The organism is Cryobacterium luteum, from assembly GCF_900110125.1.
GTDB classification, from domain to species: Bacteria; Actinomycetota; Actinomycetes; order Actinomycetales; family Microbacteriaceae; genus Cryobacterium; species Cryobacterium luteum.
In genome coordinates, this window is the sequence record NZ_FOCN01000021.1 from 26,082 (window position 1) to 48,029 (window position 21,948).

Sequence of the window (21,948 nt, forward strand, 5' to 3'; positions counted from 1 at the left end):
CGGACGAGGGGACGGACCGGCCGGGTTGTCGCGTGTTTGCGCCCGGTGACCGCACCGGTCGCCCACTCTGCTAAAGTATGTAGGTTGCCGTTCAACGGCCGCGGATAAAGAGAGCTCAGGCATTCAGCCAAGGGCACCGCGCAGTGAGAGAAAGGGGATCCCACTTTATGGCACTCGAACCAGATGCTAAGAAGGCGATCATCGAAAAGTACGCTACCCACCCAGGCGACACCGGGTCCCCGGAAGTTCAGATTGCAATGCTCACCCAGCGCATTCTTGACCTCACGGAGCACCTGAAAGAGCACAAGCACGACCACCACTCACGTCGTGGCCTGCTTCTTATGGTTGGTCAGCGTCGCCGTCTGCTCGGTTACCTGTCGGACATCGACATTACTCGATACCGCACACTGATCGGCAGCCTCGGCCTGCGTCGCTAATTTTCTGCAATTGATGTGCAGGAAGCTGCGCAGCGATGACAACGCGAACTTCTTCAGAACGGGCCGTCACCTTTTAGGTGGCGGCCCGTTCTGTACACCCCCTTCGAACTGGGGGTACAGCGGACGCTAGAATATGGGGTTGGCAACAAAAGAACGGACACCGCACAATATGAGCCTCTGGCGCACCAAGAGTATTGAAGATTCGATAGCAGACTCGCTCGAGAAGGGCCACAGCCTCAAACGAACCCTCGGCACGTGGGACCTCATGATCATGGGTGTTGCCGTGGCCGTCGGCGCGGGAATCTTCTCCGTCGGCGCCAAGGCCGCCGGCAGCTACGCCGGACCGTCGGTCACGCTGGCCTTTCTGCTGGCAGCCTTCACCTGTGCTCTCGCGATCATGTGTTACGCCGAGTTCGCCTCGGCGGTTCCCGTCGCCGGATCCGCGTACACGTTCACCTACGCCACTCTCGGTGAGCTGCTCGCCTGGATCATCGGCTGGGACCTCATCCTGGAGATGCTCACCGCGGCCGCCGTGATCGCGAAATACTGGGGCATCTACCTCAGTACCGTCTTCGATCTGGCCGGCTGGAACGTTCCCGCCACGATCACCGTGCTCGGCCTCGAGGTGAGCTGGGGTGCCTTCGTCATCGTCGCCATCTTCACCGCCCTGCTCGTGCTCGGCACCCAGCTCTCCGCCCGTGTTGCGAGCGTCTTCACGATCATCAAGGTCGCCATCGTCGTTTTCGTCATCGTCGTCGGCGCGTTCTTCATCAATCCGAAAAACTACACCCCGTTCATCCCTGCCGAAGTCCCAACGACCGGCGGGGATGATGACGTCTGGATGCAGTCGTTATTCTCCTTCATGACCGGTGCGGCCCCGGCCCAGTACGGCCTGTTCGGGCTGCTCGCCGGTGCCTCCCTGGTCTTCTTCGCCTTCATCGGGTTCGATGTCGTCGCCACGAGCGCCGAAGAAGTCAAGAACCCGCAAAAGACCCTGCCCCGGGGCATCTTCGCCGGTCTCGCGATCGTCACCGTGCTCTACCTCGGCGTGAGCCTGGTTTTGACCGGCATGGTGCCGTACACGGTGCTGGCCGACGACCCCGACGCCTCCCTGGCAACCGCCTTCGTGGCCGTCGGCGCCGGCTGGGCTGCGCAGGTCATCTCGATCGGAATTCTGGTCGGACTCACGACGGTGATTATGGTGCTGCTACTCGGCCTGTCGCGGGTGCTGTTCGCGATGAGCCGCGACGGCCTGCTGCCGCGCTGGCTCAGCGTTACGAGTGACAAGCGCCGCACTCCCGCGCGCATTCAGATCATCTCCGGTGCCGCCGTTGCGCTGATCGCCGGCCTCACCGACGTCGGCGTGCTCGAGGAGATGATTAATATCGGCACGCTGTCGGCCTTCGTGCTGGTGAGTATCGCCGTTGTCGTGCTGCGCAAGAAACGCCCGGATCTGCCGCGCGCTTTCAAAGTACCGTTCTCACCGGTGCTGCCGATTCTGTCGGCCGTGCTCTGTACCTGGCTGATGCTGAACCTCACCACCCTCACCTGGGTGCGGTTCGCGGTCTGGCTGGTCCTTGGATTCATCGTGTACTTCGCCTACGGTCGTCGCCATTCCGTGCTCGGCATCAAGCAGCGTGCTGATGCCAAGGCAACCCTCGACGCCCCCACGCAAGCCACGCCCGTCGAGGCCAAGCCCGTCGACTAGTTTCCGGTGACGGTGGACTCGCCGTTATCCTGAGCTTCGTGCCCGATCGACACCGACGCGACCCCGCTCGAACCGAGGCGGTCGCGGGCAAGATCCAGGCGTTCGGCCATTTCCGCGGCGAGGAATTCTCCCCATAAGCGGTAGTCCGTCGAATTTTGGTATCGGCCGAAGACCAGGAAGGCGTTCTCGGTCAGCGGGAGGTAGACCGACCGCGGCACGGCTCGGCAGACCCTCTCCGTGCGCACGGTCAAGTGTCGGGCGTGGGCGTTGGCGACGGAACCGAGCAGGCTGTCAAAGGCAGGAATCGTTCGAATCGGCTGGATATCCATCACGTACACGTATGTACCATCGAGAGTTTCTCGCTCGAGAGCCCGGAGCAGTAGGCCCATGTTCTGCTCCCAGGATTTCTCCGAAGTGAGATTCACCGCGTCATTCACACCGACAAAGATGACAACCGCGTGGACTTGGCTCAGGTCGTGCCCAATGAGCAGATCCGGAAGCTTCTCTAAAATTCCAAAAGGATCGGCCGCCAGGGTTACGTCGGCACCGCGGCCGGTTCGGGCTGAAAGCGCGCGGGCCAGGGACCCCGGCAGCGCAAGATCATGGCTGCTGACCCCCCAGCCCGAAGCGGGGCCACCGCCCACAATGAGCACACGATCACTGTCGCCCCCTGGTGAGTGCGCCTGCGGGAGATCGGTCGGGCGCGGGATGCTGGCGCTGTCCTGCCGGATGAACCCCATCCACGCGCGCATGATCCCGACAATCAGCAGCCTGTTGAGTCCCTGCACCGTCGCAACCTCCTTTCAGTTACCTCTCACTCTGCCCGAGGCTTGGGCCCGGTTCGCTGACTTCGTGGCACCAGTTCGGGGCTCATTCACCGAGACCGGCTGGCGAGGCGGCATCCGCTCAACACCGTCCGGAATCGGCAAAAACTTTCGGTCTGATAAGCTGACGGCGGTCCTTCCTTGGAAGCGGCCGAGCAACCGGAGCGCAGCTGGCATGATGCTGGTCCTCGGTGGTGGTTTCCCAGACGCGCAGCTTCTGGTGAATTTCTACTGGTGGCCAGCACAGCGACAGTGTGAACGGAAAGAAACGTTGACACGAGGCCTGATCCTGCCTGTTCGAGCTCCTCGTCCCACTCGTGCGCCACATGGGCACGCGAGCCTTCGTCGCCAGAATGGCGAGAAGCAAACTTAAAGGAGAAAACCCCCACATGGAGGGTCCAGAAATCACGTTCGCCGAGACCGTTATCGACAACGGCAAGTACGGCAAGCGCACCATCCGTTTTGAAACCGGGCGTCTCGCCCAGCAGGCGCAGGGTTCTGCTGCCGCCTACATTGACGAAGAGACGATGCTGCTGTCCGCCACGAGCGTCAGCAAGCAGCCGAAGGACAACTTCGACTTCTTCCCGCTCACCATCGACGTCGAAGAGCGCATGTACGCTGCCGGCCGCATCCCGGGCAGCTTCTTCCGCCGCGAAGGTCGTCCCTCGACCGACGCGATCCTCACCTGCCGTCTGATCGACCGGCCGCTGCGTCCGTCGTTCGTCGACGGACTCCGCAACGAGATCCAGGTTGTCATCACCGTACTGGCCATCGAGCCCGACGAACTGTACGACGTGCTCGCGATCAACGCGGCCTCCATGTCGACCCAGCTCGCCGGCCTGCCGTTCTCCGGACCGATCGGCGGCGTTCGCGTCGCCCTCATCCCCGACGAGAACGGGGGCGGCCAGTGGGTTGCCTTCCCGAAGCACTCACAGCTCGACGACGCCGTCTTCAGCATGGTCGTCGCCGGCCGGGTTGTCACCGACGCCAACGGCGCGCAGGACGTCGCGATCATGATGATCGAGGCCGAAGCCACCGACGCCGCCTGGAACCTGATCAAGGGTGGCGCCATCGCGCCGAACGAAGCCGTCGTCGCTCAGGGCATCGAAGCGTCCAAGCCCTTCATCAAGCAGCTCGTCTTCGCACAGCAGCAGGTAGCGGATGCCGCCGCCAAGCCGACCGCCGACTTCGCCCTGTTCCCGCCCTACCAGCCGGCGACCTACGACGCCGTCGCGGCGCTGTCCTACGACCAGCTGGGGACGGTCTACACGATCGCCGACAAGGTCGAACGTCAGAACGCCGACGACGCACTCAAGGCATCCGTCAAGACCGCCATCGCGGCCAAGGTTGACGCCGGTGAGCTCGACGCGAGCGCCAACACCCAGGTCAACGCGGCCTACAAATCAGTCACCAAGCTCGTCGTGCGCTCCCGCGTGCTCAACGAGGGCATCCGCATCGACGGCCGTGGGCTGGCCGACATTCGTCCCCTCGACGCCGAGGTTGCGGTCATCCCGCGCGTGCACGGCTCGGCCATCTTCCAGCGCGGCGAAACCCAGATCCTGGGCGTCACCACACTGAACATGCTCAAGCTCGAGCAGTCGATCGACTCGCTGAACCCCGTCACCAAAAAGCGCTACATGCACAACTACAACTTCCCGCCCTACTCGACCGGTGAAACCGGTCGCGTTGGAACGCCGAAGCGCCGCGAGATCGGCCACGGAGCGCTCGCTGAGCGCGCCCTGGTTCCCGTGCTGCCGACGCGTGAGGAGTTCCCGTACGCCATCCGTCAGGTGTCAGAAGCGCTCAGCTCCAACGGATCCACCTCGATGGGTTCCGTCTGCGCCTCCACCCTGTCGCTGCTGAACGCCGGAGTGCCGCTGCGCGCGCCCGTCGCCGGCATCGCCATGGGCCTGATCAGCGACACCGTTGACGGCCAGACCCGCTACGCGGCCCTGACCGACATCCTCGGCGCCGAAGACGCCCTCGGCGACATGGACTTCAAGGTGGCAGGCACGAGCGAATTCATCACCGCAATCCAGCTCGACACCAAGCTCGACGGCATTCCCGCCTCGGTTTTGGCTGGTGCGCTGACGCAGGCGAAAGACGCTCGCACCACGATCCTCTCCGTGCTGAACGCGGCGATCGACGCTCCCGACGAGATGGCGCCCACAGCGCCCCGCGTCATCAGCGTGCAGATTCCCGTTGACAAGATCGGCGAGCTGATCGGCCCGAAGGGCAAGACCATCAACTCGATCCAGGACACCACCGGTGCCGACATCTCGATCGAGGAAGACGGCACCGTGTACATCGGCGCCGTCGACGGACCGTCGGCCGAGGCCGCTCGCGCCCAGGTTAACGCCATCGCGAACCCGACCAACCCGGAGGTGGGCGAACAGTTCCTCGGAACCGTCGTCAAGATCGCCGCGTTCGGTGCCTTCGTCTCGTTGCTTCCGGGCAAGGATGGTCTGCTGCACATCTCCGAGGTGCGTAAACTTGCAGGTGGCAAGCGCGTTGAGAACGTCGAAGACGTACTCGGCGTCGGCCAGAAGGTTCTCGTGGAAATCACGAAGATCGATGACCGTGGCAAGCTGTCGCTCGCCCCGGTGCTCGACGAGGCTGCTGACACCGAGGGCCGCGCTGCGGCTTCCGACAGCGCCGACGCGTCGACCGAGGTCTCGAACTAAACGAACACCGTGCCCCAATAGATCTCCCGATCACCTCTCGCCAGGTCGGTCGGGCAGACGGAAGGCCCGCACTGCTTGCAGTGCGGGCCTTTTCGCGCGCCGGGCAGGGCAGAACTGCTCGTGCGCCTTGTCGACCTCGCGCACCGGGTTTACCGTTGCGCGCATGACTAATCACCGGAACGTTGTGTCTTTCCTGTCGCGCCTCGGCGCCGTTTCCCTGCTCACCGTCGGCCTGGTGGGCGGCATCGCGGCCGCCCCCGCTCTCGCGCAGTCCACCGCGACACCCACCGTCGCATCCGCTCTCGGCTATGTCGCCCTCGGCGATTCCTTCACTGCCGGTCAGGGGGCACCGCCCTACGTCTCCGACGGCACCGCCTGCCTCCGCAGCAAGCGGGCCAGCTACCCGGCCTTCGCGGCGCTCGTGAGCCCGTATCGCCTCACGTCCAACCGGGCCTGCTCCGGTGCCAGCACAGCGGATGTCCCGGCTCAACTTCTCGGAGTCAGCCCGGCCACCGCCCTGGTCACCCTCACCGTCGGCGGCATCGATGCCGGCTCCAACATCGTCCTGGCGGCTTGCGCCCCCAGTCCGGCCAGCCTGGTCTGTCTGGGCGCCATCGACAACAGCATGGCCCAGCTGGCCCTTCTCCCGCCCAAGCTCGTGGGCGCCTACACCGCTGTGGCCTCAGCGCTGCCGCAGGCGAGGATTGCCGTATTGAGCTACCCGCGCCAGTTCAAGCCCGGCTTCACTCCGCTCGGCGACGTGCTCAACACGGCGACCGACGCCCTGAACACGGCGATCGCCGGATCCGTCGCGGCCATGGCGACCCCGCGCATCCGCTTCATCGATGCCTCGCAGGAATTCGCCGGACACGGCATCGGCTCCCGGGTGCCGTACTTTGCGTTGGATCCGCTGAACCCGCTCGCACCGGCAAACTTTCACCCTAACGCGCTTGGGAACAGCCTCGGGTACACCCGTGCGCTCGCCAACGACGGTGTGTTGCGTCGGCCGTAGCCCGCACGGAGTCAGAAACCGGCAGCCGCCGCGATCTAAATGAAGGAATCATCAAGTAGCGATATACTTAAGCTGTGCTGTCTTCCGGTTTGCCCGCTGCCCAATTGAAGTCCGACCTGTTCAAGTCGCTCGGGCATCCTTTGCGGGTGCAGGTTCTGGAACAGCTCGTAGCCGGAGAACGTTCGGTCGGTTCGCTCGCCGAAGCGCTCGGCTGCGAGCTCTCCAACCTGTCGCAGCAGCTCGGGGTGCTTCGACGCGCCGGCGTGGTCATGACCCGCCGCGAGGGAAACTCCATCTTCTACGCACTGCGCGACCCGAGCACGATCGAGCTGCTTGCCGCGGCCAAACGCATGGTGCTCGCCAACCTCGCCGATTCGCACGCCCTACTCCGCCACCTGGAACAGGAATAGTTCCTAAGTCGGGGCGCAGGGGCGTTACAGGTCGTTGCCGGCGTAAGAGAGGTTGAAGCTCTTGTTGGCCAGCGGAAAGTCGGGAACGATCGTCTCCGACAGGGCGTCGGGCAGGGCGGGCCAGTTCAGGAACGACGGGTCGACGACCTTCACCCGGGCGAGCGTTCCGTCGGCGGCGAGCTCGACCCGATGGGTCGCGGTTCCGCGCCAGGCTTCGACCAAGGCGAGTCCGGTGCCGGCCTGTGCCGGGTTCACGCGGAACGCGCTTCCGGTGTGTCCCTGCAACCGGTGGAGCAGGTCGACCGCGATCGCGGTGGACACCTCGACCTCGCGCGCGCGAACGGTGTACCGCGCGAGCACATCGCCTCCTTCCTCGGTCACGACGTGGAAGACTTCGCCGAGATTGACGAACGGATGCTCGTTGCGGGCGTCCGTGTCGATGCCGGAGGCGCGGGCGACGTAGCCGAGCGTTCCGATCATGGTCGCGTGCGCGTTGGACAGCCGGGCGGTGCCGGTGAAACGGCCGCGGACGATGGCGTGCCCGAGCGTGATTCCGACCAGTTCGGCCATGGCAGCGCTGATGCGCACGAGGTCGGCCGCATCGGGAAGGGAAATCACCCGGGTGCCGCCCACGCTGAGAGCACCGCGCAGCAGTCGGTGACCGGTGATCGTTTTGTTGATGCGCAGCAGCTGCTCGCGCAACCCCAGGGCGTGGGCGTCGATGATGCCGAACCCTACGTCGTTGGCGAGGGAACCGAGGTCGGTCACGTGGTTGTACAGGCGTTCCAACTCGAGCAGCAGCGCGCGCAGCAGCCGATCGGGCTCGGAAACTTCGATGCCGGCGGCCTGTTCGACGGCCATGACGAAGGCCAGGGAGTGCCCGACGGCGGTGTCGCCGCTGATTTGTTCGGCCAGGAGCACTCCCTCCGCCGCGGTCTTACCCTCGAACACCTTCTCGACTCCGCGGTGCAGGTACCACTGGCGCGCTTCCATCCGCACGATGGTCTCCCCGACGACGGAGAACCGAAAGTGGCCGGGCTCGATGATGCCGGCGTGAATGGGACCGACGGCGATCTCGTAGACGCCGGGGCCTTCCACAGGCACGAACGGGAACGACTCGGTGTCGGGCTCGAACTCGGGCACGACGGCGTTGGCGCGCAGCATGGGGTACCAGCCGCGCGGCCAGTGGCCGTGGCGTACGAGGCGGTGCGGCTGCGGATGATTGCGGGGGACGACCCCGTACAGGTCGCGGATGCCGCGCTCGAAGTTGCCGGCCGGCAGGGACCTCTCGGCGAGGCTCGGAATCCAGGCATCATCTCGCGGCACGGTGACGCAGAGGTCAGCCCGCAACACCGCGGTGGTGCCCACGAAGGAGTAGACGATGCGAAAGTCATTTTCGTCTTCGTGGCAGGCGACCAGCGCCAGGCGGCTGCCGGCGTCGAGCAAGGCGCCGGCGGCCTGCGGTAGTTGGGCACGGTCGAGGTGACGCAGTTCGGCGTCGCCGGACGCCAGATTATCGGCATCCACGTCTTCGGGCGTTCGCTCGTCAGTCATCAGTTGGTTCCTCCCAGAACGGCCGTGGCCTGCAGCAGCAGGGTGCCGATCGGTTCGGCCACGAACGCGACCGTCGCTGTCGTGGCCAGGGCCAGGATGATGGGCAGGCGCGGGCCGTGCGACGAGTAGTCGGGTGTGAACGCGGTGCCGGCTGGGGGAGCCCCGATGGTCATCTGCACGGTGAGACGGGTGAACGCGGCAAAGATGACGAGCAGCAGCACGAGGGCCGCTCCGACCACGCCGCCGAGACCCACCGACCAGCCGGCCATGATGATGCCGACTTCGGAGAAGAAGATGCTGAACGGGGGAAACCCGACGATGGCGGCCATGGCGATCAGCCAGGGCACCGCGAGGCCGGGGCGTCGCACCAGCAGGGCGCGCACGTCCGTGATTACCGGGGTGCCCTCGACCTTGAGAATGCGTCCCGAGATTACGAACAGGGTTGCCTTGATCAGGCCGTGGCCGAGAATGTACAACAGCACGGAGGGGAGCGCGGCCGGGCCGATGGCCACGCCGATCGCCATGAGGCCCATGTGTTCGATGCTGGAGTAGGCGAGCATCCGCTTGTAGTCGCGTTGGCGAATGAGCAGGGAGGCGGCCACGAGCAGGGAGAGCAGGCCGCCGATGCTGAGCATAGTGCGCAGAAATTCCGGGCCGATCACGAGATTGGTGATCGACTGGATGCGCAGGATGGCGTAGAGCGCGACGGAGAGCAGCACGCCCGACATCAGGCCGGAGACCGGCGCGGGGGCCTGACTGTGGGCATCCGGCAGCCAGCTGTGCATCGGGGCCAGGCCCGACTTGGTGGCGAATCCGAGCACGGCGAGTGCACCGCCGGCGGTGATGAGCGCGGGATCGAGGCCTCGCGCGGACTGGCTCAGCATCATCCAGGACAGGGTGGGGGTGTCGGTGCCGACCGAGGCGGCGTAGATGAGCACGATGCCGAGCAGTGCGATGGCGACTCCGACCGAGCCGAGGATGACGTATTTCCAGGCTGCCTCGAGGGACCGGCGGGTGCGGTGGTGTCCGACCAGGAACGCGGTGGCGATGGTCGTGGCTTCAACGGCGGCCCACATCAGGCCGATGCTGTCGGCGAGTACGGCGAGGGACATCGCGGCCAGGAACAGGGCGATGAGCGCCTCATAACCGGCGGCGTCCCTGGTGCGGCTCGATGCGGCGCTGCTGAGACCGCCCCAGGTGGAGATGAGGCCGACCGCTCCGACGACGCTGAGCATGTAGGCGGAGAGGGCGTCGGCGCGCAGCATGCCGCCGCCGCTGTCGGGAACGGAACCGCTCAGCACCGCGCCGACCAGTACCAATCCAGAGCCGAGCACCGCGGTCGACGCGGCGACGCCGACGAAACGGCGGAGCGCCGAGCCGCGAAGCAGGAGGCTGAGCCCGGCCAGGACGAGCGGGCCGACCAGGGGAATCCACAGTACAAATGACATCAGTCGTGCAACTCTCTGAGCTGATCGACGGCGGTGCCGCCGAACTTGGTGCGCATGCGGCCGGCGAACACGTGCAGGATGAGCACGACCAGCAGCACGTCGAGGGAGACCGCGAATTCGAGCAGAATCGGAACACCGCCGCTGGTCAGGAATGCGATGGTGGCGATGCCGTTGTCGAGCAGCAGAAAACCGATGAGCTGGGAGCGGGCGCGGCGGCGGCTGATCAGCAGCAGAAAGCCGATGAGGACCATGGCCAGGCCGATCGGGGCGGCATGGCCGGTCGTCGTATCACCGAGGCCGAAGACGCGGCTGACCACGACGTAGCTGAGAATGGTCAGCAGGGTGACGGCGAGCAGGGCGGCGGTCGGGTTGAGCCGGGGTGATTCCTGAATCTGTTTGATCGACGCTTTGGATTGGTGGGCGAGCACCCACGGCAGGCCGACGCCCTTGACCGAGAGAATCAGCAGCGACACGAGCACCAGTTCGGGCTCACCCTCGGCGATGCCGATCACGGCGACGAGTGCGGCGAGGGCGATGCCCTGCAGGGCCAGCAGCCGAATGGACGCGAGCAGGGAATGACGCCAGACCATGAGCGCGCTCGTGAGCAGCAGGGCGCCGGTGCACAGGCCGATCAGCTGGGGATAGAAGGTTTCAAACACGACGGATGCTCCTCAGGCGACCAGGTAGGAGGCGGTGACGGCCAGGAAGGCGAGGGCGAAGGAACCAGCGAGCAGCTCGGGCACCTGGAACAGGCGCACCTTGGCCAAAAAGATCTCGCCGACGCTCAGCAGCACACCGAGCACGAGCACCTTCACGGCGATGCTGACAACGCCGACGGCCAGGGCGAGGGCGCTGAACTCGGTGACGACGCCCCACGGCACGACCAGGTTGCTGACCAGGCCGAGCAGGGCAGCGAGCTTCAGCCAGGAGCCGACTTCGAGCCAGGCCAGATCGCGGCCGCTCGCTTCCAGGGTCATTGCCTCGTGCAGCATGGTCAGTTCGAGGTGGGTGCCCGGGTTGTCGATCGGTAGGCGGGCGGTTTCGGCCATGATCGCGATCGACAGGGCCACGAGGGCGAGCACGCTGACCGGCGAGATGATGACCGCGGGGGAGAACAGCCTGGTTTCGACAATGGCCGAGATGGTGCTCGTTTGGGCGGGAATCGAGAGGGCGTAGACCGCGAGCAGCAGGGTCGGTTCGACGAGTGCGGCGACGGTCATGTGCCGGCTGGACCCCATGCCGCCGAACGCTGTTCCACCGTCGAGTCCGACCAACGCCAGTGCGACGACGCCGATCAACATGACGGAGACGATGACGAACAGGTCGCTCGGAATGGACGGGAACGGGATGGTGCCCACGAGGGGCAGCAGTACGCAGAGCAGCAGGCTCGAGACCATCAGAGCCACCGGTCCGGCCGTGAGCATCCAGCTGCTGCCCTCGGCACGCACCGGGTTCTTCGCCAGCAGCTTGCGCACGTCACGCCAGGGCTGCCAGATTCCGGCACCGGCACGGCCCTCGATGGTGGCCCGTACCTGGCGGATCACGCCCATGAGCAGTGGGGCGAGAAAGACGAACAGCACAACCTGCACGAAGGCGATGATGATGGCGCTCAGCGTGGCGTTCATAGCGAGACCACAATCAGGACGATCAGAAGGGCGACGAAGGAGTAGGAAAGATACCGGTGGATGCTGCCGTTGGCGACCTGCCGCACGACGATTCCATAGCGTTGGAACAGGTTGAGCACCGGACGGTACAGCCGGGTTTCGAAGACGTCAGAGACACGTTGTTCCACCTGTACCCGTTCCACCAGGTAGCGCGACTCTGCCACGTGGGTGACCTGCACGTCGCGCGACGGCCTGAGCACGTCGTCGAAGACCCGCACGAGCGGTTCGGCGTAGGAGGTGGCGGTGTACTGCATGCGCGGGCGCGCCCGGGAGCCGCCGCCGCCCCAGGGCAGGTCGACGGTGCGGTGCGGATGCCGACGGGCCGAAACGATGATCGACACGATCACCGGGATGGCGACGAGAGCGGAGAGCACGACGAGCATGATCGGGTCGAGCACCGCGCCGATGCCCGGCAGGGACACCCCGCCGAGGCCGACCGACTGTACGGCGGCTGTCGGGTTCGGGCTGACCGTGTGCGCCACGAGCGCGGCTACCGGGCCGGGGAGCAGCCCGAGGGCCAGCACGGAGAGTGCGCCGAGGGCGAGAGCGAGCTGCATGAGCGGCGGCACCTCATGGGCATCCGCTGCTGCAGTGCTGCGCGGGCGGGCGAGAAAGGCGATGCCGTACGCCTTGACGAAGGTGAGCAGCGCGAGGCCGGCGGTGAGGGCGATCACGGCGACGGCGAGGGGCATGGCAACGGATGCCGCGACCGAGACGACCGCTCCGTCAAGGCGGCCGCCGTGGATGAGCGACTGGAGCAGCATCCACTCGGCGACGAAGCCGCTCGTGATCGGGATGGCGGCCGCGCCGAGGCTGGCCACGCCGAACGCGGCGGCGGTCACCGGCATGCGGGCGCCGAGCCCGCCGAGCCGGTCGAGGTTGCGCTCCCCGGTGGCGTGGATGATGGCGCCGGCACCGAGGAACAGGGTTGATTTGAACGCGGCGTGGCTGACGGCGAGCAGCAGGGCGGCGACGAGCGCGGCATCCGCTGCCGCTGTGGCGTCGTAGCCGCGCAGCAGCATACTCGCGCCGAGTCCGAGAAAGACCAGGCCCATGTTTTCGGTGGTCGAGTACGCGAGCAGCACCTTGAGATCGCTCGAGACGGAGGCCTGCAGAATGCCGTAGAGAGCGGAGGCGCCGCCGATGAGCATGATCGCGATGCCCCACCAGGCCGGGCCGTCGGGCAGCAGGCGCACGCACACCAGCAGGCCGCCGTAAACGCCGACCTTGACCATGGCGCCGCTCATCGCGGCCGACACGTGGCTCGGCGCCTCGGGCAGCACCCGGGGCACCCAGACGTGCAGCGGCACGAGTTCGGCCTTACCGCCGAAACCGAGCAGGAACAGCACGAAGGCCACATTGGCTGGCCAGGAACCCGATTCGATCTGCAGGTTGGCGAAGCTCGTACCGCCCGACGCTGCGGCGAGCACGGCGAATCCGGCCAAAATGAAGAAGAAGCTCAGCTGCGACATGGCGGAGTACCAGATTCCGGCCGAGGCAACGCTGGCGCGGCTGGCGTGGTCGGCCAGCAGCAGCACGGTGGAGCCGAGCGTCATGATCTCCCAGGCCAACAGGAACGACACCGAGTCGGTCGCGGCCGGAACGAGCTGCATCCCCACGAGGAACACCGGCATGGCCACCCAGGCCGTGCGACTCGCATCGGGCCCGCGGGTGGAACTCATCGAGTACAGCGACACGAGAATGCCGACCCCGGAGACCACGAGCATGAACAGGCCGCCGAGGCGATCGGGGGCCAGCAGCAGCGGGTCCATCGGCAGAGCGATCGGAATGAGCAGACCGCCGGTGGCGCCGAGCAGGGCGGCGAGGCCGGTGACGAAACCGGTCACGGCGATGAGGGTGCAGAGGATGCCGCCCGCCCGCGACCGCAGGGACGGTGCCGCCATAAGGGCGCTCACCACGGCCAGCGCGCCGAGGCCGAGTTGCAGGAGCAGGCCGGCTCCGATGCCGGTCATCGGCCGGTCATCCGGCGCAGCGCCCGCACAATGTCGGCCGGTTCCGGCGGACTGCCCGGAACCTCGATGTCGACGTGCACGAAGTCGGACACCGGCCCCATGATGCCGTAACCGTCGCGAAAGGGGCCGCCGTGCAGGGCGCAGTCACCGACCGCGATCACGAACCGGGGGGTAGGGGTGGCTTCGATCGTGCGGCGTAGCGGTTCGGCCATGTTGCGGGTCACACTGCCAACGATGAGCAGCACGTCAGCGTGCCGGGGTGACGGCACCAGCCGCGCGCCATAGCGTTCCACGTCGTAGACCGGTCCGAACGCGGCCGAGACTTCGAGGGCACAGTCGTTGCAGCCGCCGGCGTTGATGAAACGTACCTGCACGCTGCCGCCGAAGACCTCGGCTCCGTCAAACATCGGTGGTGCGGATGGTGCCGGTTCGGCGATGCGTGCGCCGTGACGAATGAGGGTGGCCAATCGCAGGAAACTCATACGAGTCCCCGGTGTGCATGCATGTTCACGAAGCTGGTGCCTTCTGTGGGGAGCGCGAAAGTCGAAGGTGTCGGGCAGGCGACGGATTTTGCGGTGCGTCTGGTTGAGTGCAAGACTACCAGCGCAAATAACTTCATTACTTCTTTATATAACTATATGAAGACTTTAGCAAATAGATGGTGTTAGCCACGGCGGTCGAGCAACGGGGTGAGACGGTAGGGGATGACCTCGCCCATCGCGAGCGAGGTCTCGGTGCGTTCCACCCCGTCGCAGGCGAGGATCGTGCCGTCGATGCGGAACAGGTCGGCGGCATCCGTGCACACCACCCGCACGAGCAGATCGGCCTGCCCGCTCATGCCGTGCGCCTGCACGATCTCGGGGATCAAAGCGAGGTCGATCACGATCTGGGCGAGCCGCTTCTGCTGCACGTGCACCTCAATGAAGGCGGTCAGCGGGTAGCCGAGCGCGGCCGGATTGATGCGGCGATCGAAGCCGAGAAAGGCGCCCGAATCTTCCAACCGCTTCATGCGGGCCTGCACGGTATTGCGAGACAGGCCCAGCGTATCGGCGAGCGCGACGAAGGTGCTGCGCGGGTCGGCGGAGAGCGCCTGAAGGAGCTGTGTATCGGTCTTGTCGAGGCTGTACATAGTGCAAAACATTAACACGGTCTGACGCGCCTGAATAGGGCACTCTGCTCACTATTTTTGGCAGTGGTTGTGCTGCCTGTCGGGTCGACATAGGCTCACGTCAACTTTAGCAATGACGCTCGGAGCGACCCATGATTGATTCCTCCCCCCGGCCGGTGCAACTCCTCTCGCCCGATGGCGAGCGGATGCCCGCCGGCGACTTCGACCCGTGGGTCGAAGATCTCGACGGCCCCGCCCTGCTCGCCCTCTACCGTGACCTCGTTGTGGTGCGCCGCATCGACACCGAGGCGACCGCCCTGCAACGTCAGGGCGAACTCGGCCTGTGGCCGCCGCTGCTCGGCCAGGAAGCCGCCCAGGTCGGTTCGGCCCGTGCGCTGCGCAGCGACGACTTCGTCTTTCCGAGCTACCGCGAGAACGCGGTCGCCTACTGCCGCGGAGTCAACCTCACCGACATCGTCACAGTCTGGCGCGGCAACACTCAATCCGGATGGGACCCGTACACCGTGAACGTGGCCACCCCGGCGATCATCATCGGCGCGCAGACCCTGCACGCCACCGGCTGGGCACTCGGCGCCCAGCGCGACGACGTCGACTCGGTCGCCATCACCTATTTCGGCGACGGCGCCACGAGCGAGGGCGATGTCAATGAAGCCATGGTCTTCGCCGCGAGCTTCCAGGCCCCGGTGGTCTTCTTCTGCCAGAACAACCACTGGGCCATCTCCGAACCGGTCGGCGTGCAGGCCCACCGCAACATCGCCGATCGCGCTCCGGGCTTTGGCATTCCAAGCCTCCGCATCGACGGTAACGACATGATAGCGGTGCTGGCGGCCACCCGCATCGCCCTCGACCGGGCCCGCACCGGCGGTGGCCCCACCTTCATCGAAGCCGTCACCTACCGCATGGGGCCGCACACCACAGCGGATGACCCCACCCGCTACCGCGATCCCGCCGAACTCGCCGAGTGGAAGACGCGGGACCCGCTACTGCGCCTGCATCGCCTGTTGACGGCGCTCGGTGAGATCACCCCCGAGGTCGAGGCGGCCACCCAGGCCCTCGCCGATGCCGCGGCGGTCGAACTGCGCGCCGGCTGCATCGGCATGCCCGACCCCGAACCGCTGAGCGTGTTCGACCATGTCTATGCCACCCCCAATGCCACCCTCGAGCGCCAGCGCACCGACTACGCCGGCTACCTCACGAGCTTCGATAGCTCCGAACAGAACCCAAAGGCGTGATGACCATGACCACCCTGATGACTCCCGCCGCGGTCTCGACCCTTCCCGGCCTCACCGCCCCGGCCCCCACCCCGCTGACGCAGACCACGACCCTCACCCTGGGCAAGGCGATCAACGAAGGCCTGCGCCAGGCCATGCTCGACGACCCCAAGGTCGTGCTGCTCGGCGAAGACATCGGTGCCCTCGGCGGTGTCTTTCGGGTGACCAGCGACCTGCTCGCCCAGTTCGGCGCTCGCCGGGTTATCGACACGCCGCTCGCGGAATCCGCCATCATCGGCACCGCCGTCGGTCTCGCCTACCGCGGATACCGCCCGGTCTGCGAGATCCAGTTCGACGGCTTCATCTTTCCCGCCTTCGACCAAATCGTCAGTCAGGTCGCCAAGTTCCACTACCGCACCCAGGGCGCCGTGCGCATGCCGATCACCATCCGGGTGCCGTTCGGCGGCGGCATCGGAGCGGCCGAGCACCACTCGGAATCACCGGAAGCATACTTTACCCACACCTCCGGCCTGCGCGTGATCGCTGTCTCCAACGCCCAGGATGCCTACAGCCTTATTCGGCAGGCCATAGCGAGCGACGACCCGGTGCTGTACTTCGAGCCGAAGCGTCGATACCACGTCAAGGGGGAGGTGGTGCCGGAGATCGGCGCTCCGATGGAGCAGGCCGTCGTCGTTTGCCCGGGAAGGGATGTCACGCTCCTCACCTATGGCGCGCTCGTGTCCACCGCGCGGGAGGCGGCGCTCGCCGCCTTCGACGAAGGCGTGTCGATCGAGGTCATCGACCTGCGCTCACTGTCACCGGTGGACTACGCGGTTGTGGAGGCATCCGTTCGGAAAACCGGGCGGCTGGTCGTGACGCACGAGGCGGCCCAGTCGGGCGGACTGGGCGGCGAGATCATCGCGACCGTTACCGAACGCTGCTTCAGCTACCTGGAATCCGCGCCGGTGCGGGTGACCGGCTTCGATGTGCCCTATCCGCCGGCCAAGCTCGAAAGCCACCACCTGCCCGACCTCGACCGCATTCTTGACGGCGTCGACCGGGTCATGGGGCGACGATGATCAAGGTGTTCAAGCTGCCCGACCTCGGTGAGGGGCTCACCGAGAGCGAGATCGTGGCCTGGCTGGTGGCGCCCGGCGACGAGGTCACCCTCAACCAACACATTGCCGACGTGGAAACGGCCAAGGCCGTCGTTGAACTGCCGAGCCCGTTCGCCGGAGTGGTGCGCGTGCTGCACCAGCCGGCCGGGGTGGTCGTGCACGTCGGCGACCCGATCGTCTCCTTCGATATCGGCGGCGAGCCTGACCCGTTATCGACAGCGGATGTTGCCGCGCCTGCCGCCGCCGCTACCGAGCAGCGCGAGGCGAATCTGGTCGGCTACGGCCCGGCTGTGGAACGCGGCGGTCATCCCCAGCGCCGAGCGCGTGCGGGCAGTGGCCCGGCGGCCGTGGCCGGCCGGCCGGCGTCCGATCAGGCTATTGGCGAGAAAGCTGCTCCCGCTGACCATGTACCATCCGCCGCACCGCCTGCAGCCGCGCTGGCCGCGGCAGACCGGGTGATGCCCGACGCGGCATCCGTCGATCAGCCCGCCGCTGCATCCACTGCGCTTGGTGTTGCATTAGTGGGGGAGCGCCCGCGCTCGACGCCGCCGGTGCGCGCCCTGGCCCGCGACCTCGGCATCGATCTCACCACGGTCACCGGAACCGGGCGCGACGGCCTGATTACCCGGGACGACGTACGCGCCCACCTCACCCGTTCCGTGCCAGTGCCGGTGCCGGTGCCACAGACGATGCCGCAAGTCCCCTCGGGTGCGCTGCCCGGCTCCCCAGCCGGAATTCAGGCCGCAACGCCGGCCGGAGCGTTCGAGCGCGAAACGCGCACGCCGATCAGGAGCCTGCGCAAACTCACCGCTGCGGCCATGGTGCACAGCGCCTTCACAGCGCCGCACGTGACCGAGTTCCTCACCATCGACGTCACGCCCACCCTCGAACTGCTCGATTCCCTGCGCGCTGACGGCCGGTTTGCCGACGCCGGCATCGGCATCCTCGCGGTGGTGGCTAAAGCGCTCTGCCTCGCCGTCGGCCGCACCCCCGCGGTCAACGCCCGCTGGGATGAGCCGGCCGGCGAAATCGTGCAGTTTCATCACGTGAACCTCGGCATTGCAGCGGCCACCCCGCGCGGCCTGCTCGTGCCGAACATCGTCGACGCTGACCGCCTCGATCTGCGCGGTCTCGCCGCCGCGCTCGCCGCACTCACCACGGCTGCCAGGGCCGGAACGACCACCCCGGCGGCGCTGGCCGGCGGAACGATCACTATCACCAATATCGGCGTGTTCGGCATCGACGCCGGCACGCCCATCCTCAACCCGGGGGAGGCGGCGATCCTCGCGCTGGGCGCCATCCGCTCCCAGCCGTGGGAGTATCGCGGGCAGGTCGCGCTGCGCAAGGTGCTCACCCTCAGCCTGTCATTCGACCACCGTCTGGTCGACGGCGAGCAGGGTTCCCGCTTTCTCGCCGACATCGCCACCATCCTGGCCGACCCGGCCCGCGTGCTGACCCTGGTCTAACCTCGCCGGTGCCGTGACGGCAACCCCCACACAGCCTTCTCTGCCTCGGATCATGTCTTGGTGGCGTGTGCCTGGTGGCTAATTCAGGAAATCCTCTCCGTGACAGGTGTCTTCGGGCTGTTTTCAGCTCTCCTCGCGGCGGTTTTCCTGAATCGGCCACGCAACGGGCCGGCAATTCTGCCGGTGACCTGACAGCAATTCAGGCCGCGGATCGCGTCCTGGTGACGTGTGCTTGGTGGCTAATTCAGGAGATCCTCTCCGAGACCGGTGTCTTTCGGGCTGTTTCGGCCCTCCTCTCGGCGGTTTTCCTGAATTAGCCACGCAACCGGTCGGCAACTCGTGGGAGTTATGCACGACGCGGGCGGTTGACCGGGGTACGACGGCGGAGGACAGTGGAGGCATGAACGCTCACGGTGCACTGCTCGCCCCCTTTTCGACGAAAAAACAGCTCGCGGGCACCGCTTTCGTGCACCTCGACGGATGCCTGCACGCCACGTTTCGCACCACAGACTTCGCGTCAGCTCTCGAACTGGTCAACAGGGTCGGCGCGGTCGCCGAGGAGCTGAATCACCACCCCGACGTGCGCCTGGGCTACGGGACCGTGTCGCTCGTGCTCACCTCGCACGACGCCGGGGGAGTGACCCTTCGCGATCTCGAGCTCGCGGCCCGAGTGCAGCAGATCGCCGACACCCTCGGCGCCACCGCGCGTTCCGCCCAGCCGGCTCGCTACGACATCGCGATCGACTGCACCGACGCGGATGCCGTGCGCCCGTTCTGGCGGGTCGGCCTCGGCTACATCGAGGTCGCCGGCGAGGATGGCATCGAATTGGTCGACCCGCGCGGACTGGCCCCGAAGGTGTGGTTTCAGCACATGGAGATCGCCCGCACCGCCCGCAACCGGATTCATCTCGATGTGTACGTGCCGAGCGACGATGCCGAAGACCGGGTCGCAGCCGTGCTCCTGTGCGGTGGTGTGTTGCTCACCGACGAGCACGCGCCCGACTGGTGGGTGCTCGCCGACGTTGAGGGCAACGAGCTCTGCGTCTGCACCGCCGCGTTCTGAGCCGTTAGAACGGGCGCAGCGTCGCCCGGGCTTCGGCCCGCACCGCTGCCGAGACGGCATCGAGCAGCGGCGAGGTGAGATTCCAGCGTTGCCAGAACAGCCCCACATCCACCGCCGACTCGGGGGCGAGATCGATCAATCGCCCGTCGGCGATCTCGGCGGCGCATTGCTGTTCCGGCAGCATGCCCCAGCCGAAGCCCAGCAAGATGGCCCGCACGAAGTCGTTCGACGTAGGAATGTAATGCACCGGCCCGCTGCTGCCCCTACCCATGCGTTCGCGCAGAAACGCCTCCTGCAGGTCATCATTGCGTTCAAAGGCCACGACTGGCGCGACGGTCAGGCCAGTCAGGCCGGCGCCCGCCGGCAGCCAGCGGGTGATGAACCCGGGCGTGGCGACCGCGTGATACCGCATCTGGCCGAGCGGCTCGGTGACGCAACCCTGCATGGCCTCGCGCGTGGACGTGACCGCGGCCATGACCGTTCCTGCACGCAACAGATTCGTTGTGTGTTCCTGGTCTTCCCGATGCAGGTCAAAGGCCACGCCGAGGCTCTCCCCGAGCCCGGCGAGGGCATCGAGAAACCAAGTGGCGAGGCTGTCCGCGTTCACGGCGAGAGACACGAGGAATGCGTCTCCGTCGGAGCGACCCTGCTGCAACTCGCGCACGGTATCGGCTTCGAGCAGCTCCACCTGGCGCGCATACCGTAGCAGCACGTTGCCGGCGTCGGTGAGGCGCACCGGCGTCGTGCGTTGCACCAATACCCGCCCGCAGGTTTGTTCTATCGCTTTTACGCGCTGGGAAATCGCGGACGGCGTCACGTGCAGTCGGGCGGCGGCTGCGTCGAACGAGCCCTCGTTGACGAGCGCCAGCAGGGTGGCGAGCTGTTCGAGGGTGAATCGCTGCATTAGGTCAGCTTATCCAACTTAAGAAACAATAGCTGTACTGAACAGGCTCGAGCACCTAGCGTTGCACGGGTGACCTCCACTCTTCTGCCGGCCCTGCTGGGCCTCGCCACCGGCCTCTCCCTCATCATCGCGATCGGGTCGCAGAATGCGTTCGTGCTGCGCCTCGGCATCGAGGGGCGCAACCGGGTCATCGTGCCGGTGGTCGTGATCTGCGCCCTGTCGGACGCCGTGCTCATTCTGGCCGGAGTGCTCGGCCTCGGGGTGGTCGTGGCCGCTGTGCCGGTGGCGATCATCGTGATACGCGTTCTAGGCTCCGCCTTTCTGATCATCTACGGCCTCGTCGCGGCCCGCCGGGCACTTCGCCCCGGCGTGCTCGTCGTGTCGGGCGTCGGGGTCACGACCGGAATTCGGGTCGCCGTCGCGAGTGCGCTCGCCCTCACCTGGCTGAATCCGCACGTCTACCTGGACACCGTGTTGTTCCTCGGCGCTGTCGCCAACCAGCAGGGCGCGGTAGAACGCTGGTGGTGGGCAGGAGGCGCCATCGCGGCCAGCTTCGTCTGGTTCTGTGCGCTCGGCTTCGGTGCCCGACTGCTGCGCCCGATGTTCGCCAAGCCGGCAGCGTGGCGAGTGCTCGATGCGGTGATCGCCGTGGTGATGATCGCCCTCGGCGTGCGCCTGGCTCTCGGGTCCTAGGTCAGACCTGAACGGGCAGGCCGAGGGCGGCGAGGGCCATCTCCTCGAGCAGGGCCTGCACGGCCGGCTGAGCCGCGGCGCGCGCGCTGTGCGGGGTCGAATTCAGGAGCCCGAAGGTGGCGTGCGCTCGAATGCGCAGCTGTCCCTCGTCGATCGCGGGATGAATGCGCTGCAGGACCCCCACCCAGAGTTCCACGTATTCGCGCTGCAGTGCCCGAACCCGGTGTCGGTCCGGCTCTGCCAGGCTATCGAGATCGCGGTCCTGCACACGGATCACGTCGGGGTTCGCCAGGGCGAAGTTCACGTGAAAGCGCACGAGCCCCTGCACGGCGGCCACGGCATCCGTTGTCGCTGTGACGACCGACCGGCCCCCGATGATCAGATCCTCGCTCACGTCGATCAGCAGCGCGGCGAGCACGGCTGGCTTGCCGCTGAAATGGCGGTAGACCGCCGGTCCGCTCACCCCTACGGCCGCGCCGAGGTCCTCGATCGAGACACCGTTGAAGCCTGAGCGGGCAAACAGGGTGGCCGCCGCCGTAAGCAGGGCGGTGCGACGGTCGGCCTTCGCCTGGCTGCGCGGAGTGGTTCTCAAGATACTGGACATTTGAGTTAACACTAGCTAACCTAATTTGAGTTACCAATCATTAACT

20 protein-coding genes are annotated in these 21,948 nt (G+C 66.3%); 10 read left to right on the forward strand and 10 right to left on the reverse strand.

Features of this window, described 5'->3' with window-relative positions; translation table 11 throughout:
* The first annotated feature begins 167 nt into the window (after window positions 1-167).
* Together rpsO and BMW72_RS15485 are read left to right on the forward strand one after the other, a co-directional pair.
* On the forward strand, window positions 168-437 hold the full coding sequence (gene rpsO, locus BMW72_RS15480) for a 30S ribosomal protein S15 (protein WP_092112143.1): 270 nt from the start codon (window positions 168-170) through the stop codon (window positions 435-437).
* Window positions 438-606: 169 nt separating this feature from the next.
* Window positions 607-2,145 carry an amino acid permease gene (locus tag BMW72_RS15485; protein ID WP_092112145.1) on the forward strand — a complete coding sequence of 513 codons (1,539 nt, stop codon included), beginning with the start codon at window positions 607-609 and terminating at the stop codon, window positions 2,143-2,145.
* Here the strand turns inward: BMW72_RS15485 and BMW72_RS15490 are convergent.
* Window positions 2,142-2,933: an SGNH/GDSL hydrolase family protein gene (locus tag BMW72_RS15490; protein WP_092112147.1), complete on the reverse strand. Its 792-nt coding sequence runs from the start codon at window positions 2,931-2,933 to the stop codon at window positions 2,142-2,144. The two genes, BMW72_RS15485 and BMW72_RS15490, sit on opposite strands and share 4 nt — an antisense overlap.
* 425 nt (window positions 2,934-3,358) lie before the next feature.
* Between BMW72_RS15490 and BMW72_RS15495 the strand changes: the two genes are divergently transcribed.
* From BMW72_RS15495 to BMW72_RS15505, 3 genes are all read left to right on the forward strand, one after another.
* Window positions 3,359-5,653: a polyribonucleotide nucleotidyltransferase gene (locus tag BMW72_RS15495; RefSeq protein ID WP_092112149.1), complete on the forward strand. Its 2,295-nt coding sequence runs from the start codon at window positions 3,359-3,361 to the stop codon at window positions 5,651-5,653.
* Between the two features lie 163 nt (window positions 5,654-5,816).
* Window positions 5,817-6,665: an SGNH/GDSL hydrolase family protein gene (locus BMW72_RS15500; protein ID WP_166787777.1), complete on the forward strand. Its 849-nt coding sequence runs from the start codon at window positions 5,817-5,819 to the stop codon at window positions 6,663-6,665.
* Between the two features lie 74 nt (window positions 6,666-6,739).
* Window positions 6,740-7,075: an ArsR/SmtB family transcription factor gene (locus BMW72_RS15505; protein WP_198410943.1), complete on the forward strand. Its 336-nt coding sequence runs from the start codon at window positions 6,740-6,742 to the stop codon at window positions 7,073-7,075.
* A 24-nt stretch (window positions 7,076-7,099) separates the two neighbouring features.
* Here the strand turns inward: BMW72_RS15505 and BMW72_RS15510 are convergent, their stop codons facing one another.
* The 7 genes from BMW72_RS15510 to BMW72_RS15540 form a co-directional block, all read right to left on the reverse strand.
* A complete protein-coding gene (locus BMW72_RS15510; RefSeq protein ID WP_092112153.1) occupies window positions 7,100-8,629 on the reverse strand; it encodes a hydrogenase large subunit in 1,530 nt (509 codons plus the stop codon).
* Window positions 8,629-10,077, reverse strand: a complete 1,449-nt coding sequence (locus BMW72_RS15515) for a proton-conducting transporter transmembrane domain-containing protein (protein ID WP_092112155.1) — start codon at window positions 10,075-10,077, stop codon at window positions 8,629-8,631. Before BMW72_RS15515 ends, BMW72_RS15510 begins: the two co-directional genes overlap by 1 nt.
* Window positions 10,077-10,736, reverse strand: a complete 660-nt coding sequence (locus tag BMW72_RS15520) for a hypothetical protein (RefSeq protein WP_092112157.1) — start codon at window positions 10,734-10,736, stop codon at window positions 10,077-10,079. Before BMW72_RS15520 ends, BMW72_RS15515 begins: the two co-directional genes overlap by 1 nt.
* A gap of 12 nt (window positions 10,737-10,748) precedes the next feature.
* Complete coding sequence (locus BMW72_RS15525; RefSeq protein WP_092112159.1) at window positions 10,749-11,702, reverse strand: respiratory chain complex I subunit 1 family protein; 954 nt, start codon at window positions 11,700-11,702, stop codon at window positions 10,749-10,751.
* Window positions 11,699-13,714 carry a proton-conducting transporter transmembrane domain-containing protein gene (locus tag BMW72_RS15530; RefSeq protein ID WP_092112161.1) on the reverse strand — a complete coding sequence of 672 codons (2,016 nt, stop codon included), beginning with the start codon at window positions 13,712-13,714 and terminating at the stop codon, window positions 11,699-11,701. The genes BMW72_RS15525 and BMW72_RS15530 overlap by 4 nt, the downstream gene beginning before the upstream one ends.
* The gene (locus BMW72_RS15535) at window positions 13,711-14,196 is read right to left on the reverse strand and encodes an NADH-quinone oxidoreductase subunit B family protein (RefSeq protein ID WP_092112163.1); all 486 of its coding nucleotides are present in this window, start codon (window positions 14,194-14,196) and stop codon (window positions 13,711-13,713) included. Before BMW72_RS15535 ends, BMW72_RS15530 begins: the two co-directional genes overlap by 4 nt.
* A 182-nt stretch (window positions 14,197-14,378) precedes the next feature.
* Window positions 14,379-14,843 carry an Lrp/AsnC family transcriptional regulator gene (locus BMW72_RS15540; RefSeq protein WP_092112165.1) on the reverse strand — a complete coding sequence of 155 codons (465 nt, stop codon included), beginning with the start codon at window positions 14,841-14,843 and terminating at the stop codon, window positions 14,379-14,381.
* 131 nt (window positions 14,844-14,974) lie between these two features.
* Between BMW72_RS15540 and pdhA the strand changes: the two genes are divergently transcribed.
* The 4 genes from pdhA to BMW72_RS15560 all read left to right on the forward strand — a co-directional run bounded on the left by pdhA (window position 14,975) and on the right by BMW72_RS15560 (window position 19,701).
* Window positions 14,975-16,075, forward strand: coding sequence for a pyruvate dehydrogenase (acetyl-transferring) E1 component subunit alpha (gene pdhA, locus BMW72_RS15545; RefSeq protein WP_092112167.1), 1,101 nt, complete (start codon window positions 14,975-14,977; stop codon window positions 16,073-16,075).
* Complete coding sequence (locus tag BMW72_RS15550) at window positions 16,075-17,133, forward strand: alpha-ketoacid dehydrogenase subunit beta (protein ID WP_370448715.1); 1,059 nt, start codon at window positions 16,075-16,077, stop codon at window positions 17,131-17,133. Before pdhA ends, BMW72_RS15550 begins: the two co-directional genes overlap by 1 nt.
* On the forward strand, window positions 17,130-18,638 hold the full coding sequence (locus tag BMW72_RS15555) for a dihydrolipoamide acetyltransferase family protein (RefSeq protein ID WP_092112169.1): 1,509 nt from the start codon (window positions 17,130-17,132) through the stop codon (window positions 18,636-18,638). Before BMW72_RS15550 ends, BMW72_RS15555 begins: the two co-directional genes overlap by 4 nt.
* 400 nt (window positions 18,639-19,038) lie before the next feature.
* Window positions 19,039-19,701: a VOC family protein gene (locus tag BMW72_RS15560; RefSeq protein WP_092112171.1), complete on the forward strand. Its 663-nt coding sequence runs from the start codon at window positions 19,039-19,041 to the stop codon at window positions 19,699-19,701.
* A 4-nt stretch (window positions 19,702-19,705) separates the two neighbouring features.
* Here BMW72_RS15560 and BMW72_RS15565 read toward each other — a convergent pair whose 3' ends face one another.
* Window positions 19,706-20,605 carry a LysR family transcriptional regulator ArgP gene (locus BMW72_RS15565; RefSeq protein ID WP_092112173.1) on the reverse strand — a complete coding sequence of 300 codons (900 nt, stop codon included), beginning with the start codon at window positions 20,603-20,605 and terminating at the stop codon, window positions 19,706-19,708.
* 69 nt (window positions 20,606-20,674) lie between these two features.
* Here BMW72_RS15565 and BMW72_RS15570 point away from each other — a divergent pair, with 69 nt between their 5' ends.
* On the forward strand, window positions 20,675-21,298 hold the full coding sequence (locus BMW72_RS15570; protein ID WP_092112174.1) for a LysE/ArgO family amino acid transporter: 624 nt from the start codon (window positions 20,675-20,677) through the stop codon (window positions 21,296-21,298).
* Between the two features lies 1 nt (window position 21,299).
* On the opposite strand, the gene BMW72_RS15575 is transcribed toward BMW72_RS15570, so the two are convergent.
* Window positions 21,300-21,902: an SACE_7040 family transcriptional regulator gene (locus BMW72_RS15575; protein WP_092112176.1), complete on the reverse strand. Its 603-nt coding sequence runs from the start codon at window positions 21,900-21,902 to the stop codon at window positions 21,300-21,302.
* Between the last annotated feature and the right edge of the window lie 46 nt (window positions 21,903-21,948).

Bases quoted from the DNA above. Each gene is read 5' to 3' on its own strand.
- BMW72_RS15500 (WP_166787777.1), top strand. From the start codon at position 5,817: ATGACTAATCACCGGAACGTTGTGTCTTTCCTGTCGCGCCTCGGCGCC.
- BMW72_RS15575 (WP_092112176.1), bottom strand. From the start codon at position 21,902: ATGTCCAGTATCTTGAGAACCACTCCGCGCAGCCAGGCGAAGGCCGAC.
- BMW72_RS15485 (WP_092112145.1), top strand. From the start codon at position 607: ATGAGCCTCTGGCGCACCAAGAGTATTGAAGATTCGATAGCAGACTCG.
- BMW72_RS15525 (WP_092112159.1), bottom strand. From the start codon at position 11,702: ATGAACGCCACGCTGAGCGCCATCATCATCGCCTTCGTGCAGGTTGTG.
- BMW72_RS15550 (WP_370448715.1), top strand. From the start codon at position 16,075: ATGACCATGACCACCCTGATGACTCCCGCCGCGGTCTCGACCCTTCCC.
- BMW72_RS15555 (WP_092112169.1), top strand. From the start codon at position 17,130: ATGATCAAGGTGTTCAAGCTGCCCGACCTCGGTGAGGGGCTCACCGAG.
- BMW72_RS15495 (WP_092112149.1), top strand. From the start codon at position 3,359: ATGGAGGGTCCAGAAATCACGTTCGCCGAGACCGTTATCGACAACGGC.
- rpsO (WP_092112143.1), top strand. From the start codon at position 168: ATGGCACTCGAACCAGATGCTAAGAAGGCGATCATCGAAAAGTACGCT.
- BMW72_RS15515 (WP_092112155.1), bottom strand. From the start codon at position 10,077: ATGTCATTTGTACTGTGGATTCCCCTGGTCGGCCCGCTCGTCCTGGCC.
- BMW72_RS15565 (WP_092112173.1), bottom strand. From the start codon at position 20,605: ATGCAGCGATTCACCCTCGAACAGCTCGCCACCCTGCTGGCGCTCGTC.
- pdhA (WP_092112167.1), top strand. From the start codon at position 14,975: ATGATTGATTCCTCCCCCCGGCCGGTGCAACTCCTCTCGCCCGATGGC.
- BMW72_RS15535 (WP_092112163.1), bottom strand. From the start codon at position 14,196: ATGAGTTTCCTGCGATTGGCCACCCTCATTCGTCACGGCGCACGCATC.
- BMW72_RS15540 (WP_092112165.1), bottom strand. From the start codon at position 14,843: ATGTACAGCCTCGACAAGACCGATACACAGCTCCTTCAGGCGCTCTCC.
- BMW72_RS15530 (WP_092112161.1), bottom strand. From the start codon at position 13,714: ATGACCGGCATCGGAGCCGGCCTGCTCCTGCAACTCGGCCTCGGCGCG.
- BMW72_RS15560 (WP_092112171.1), top strand. From the start codon at position 19,039: ATGAACGCTCACGGTGCACTGCTCGCCCCCTTTTCGACGAAAAAACAG.
- BMW72_RS15510 (WP_092112153.1), bottom strand. From the start codon at position 8,629: ATGACTGACGAGCGAACGCCCGAAGACGTGGATGCCGATAATCTGGCG.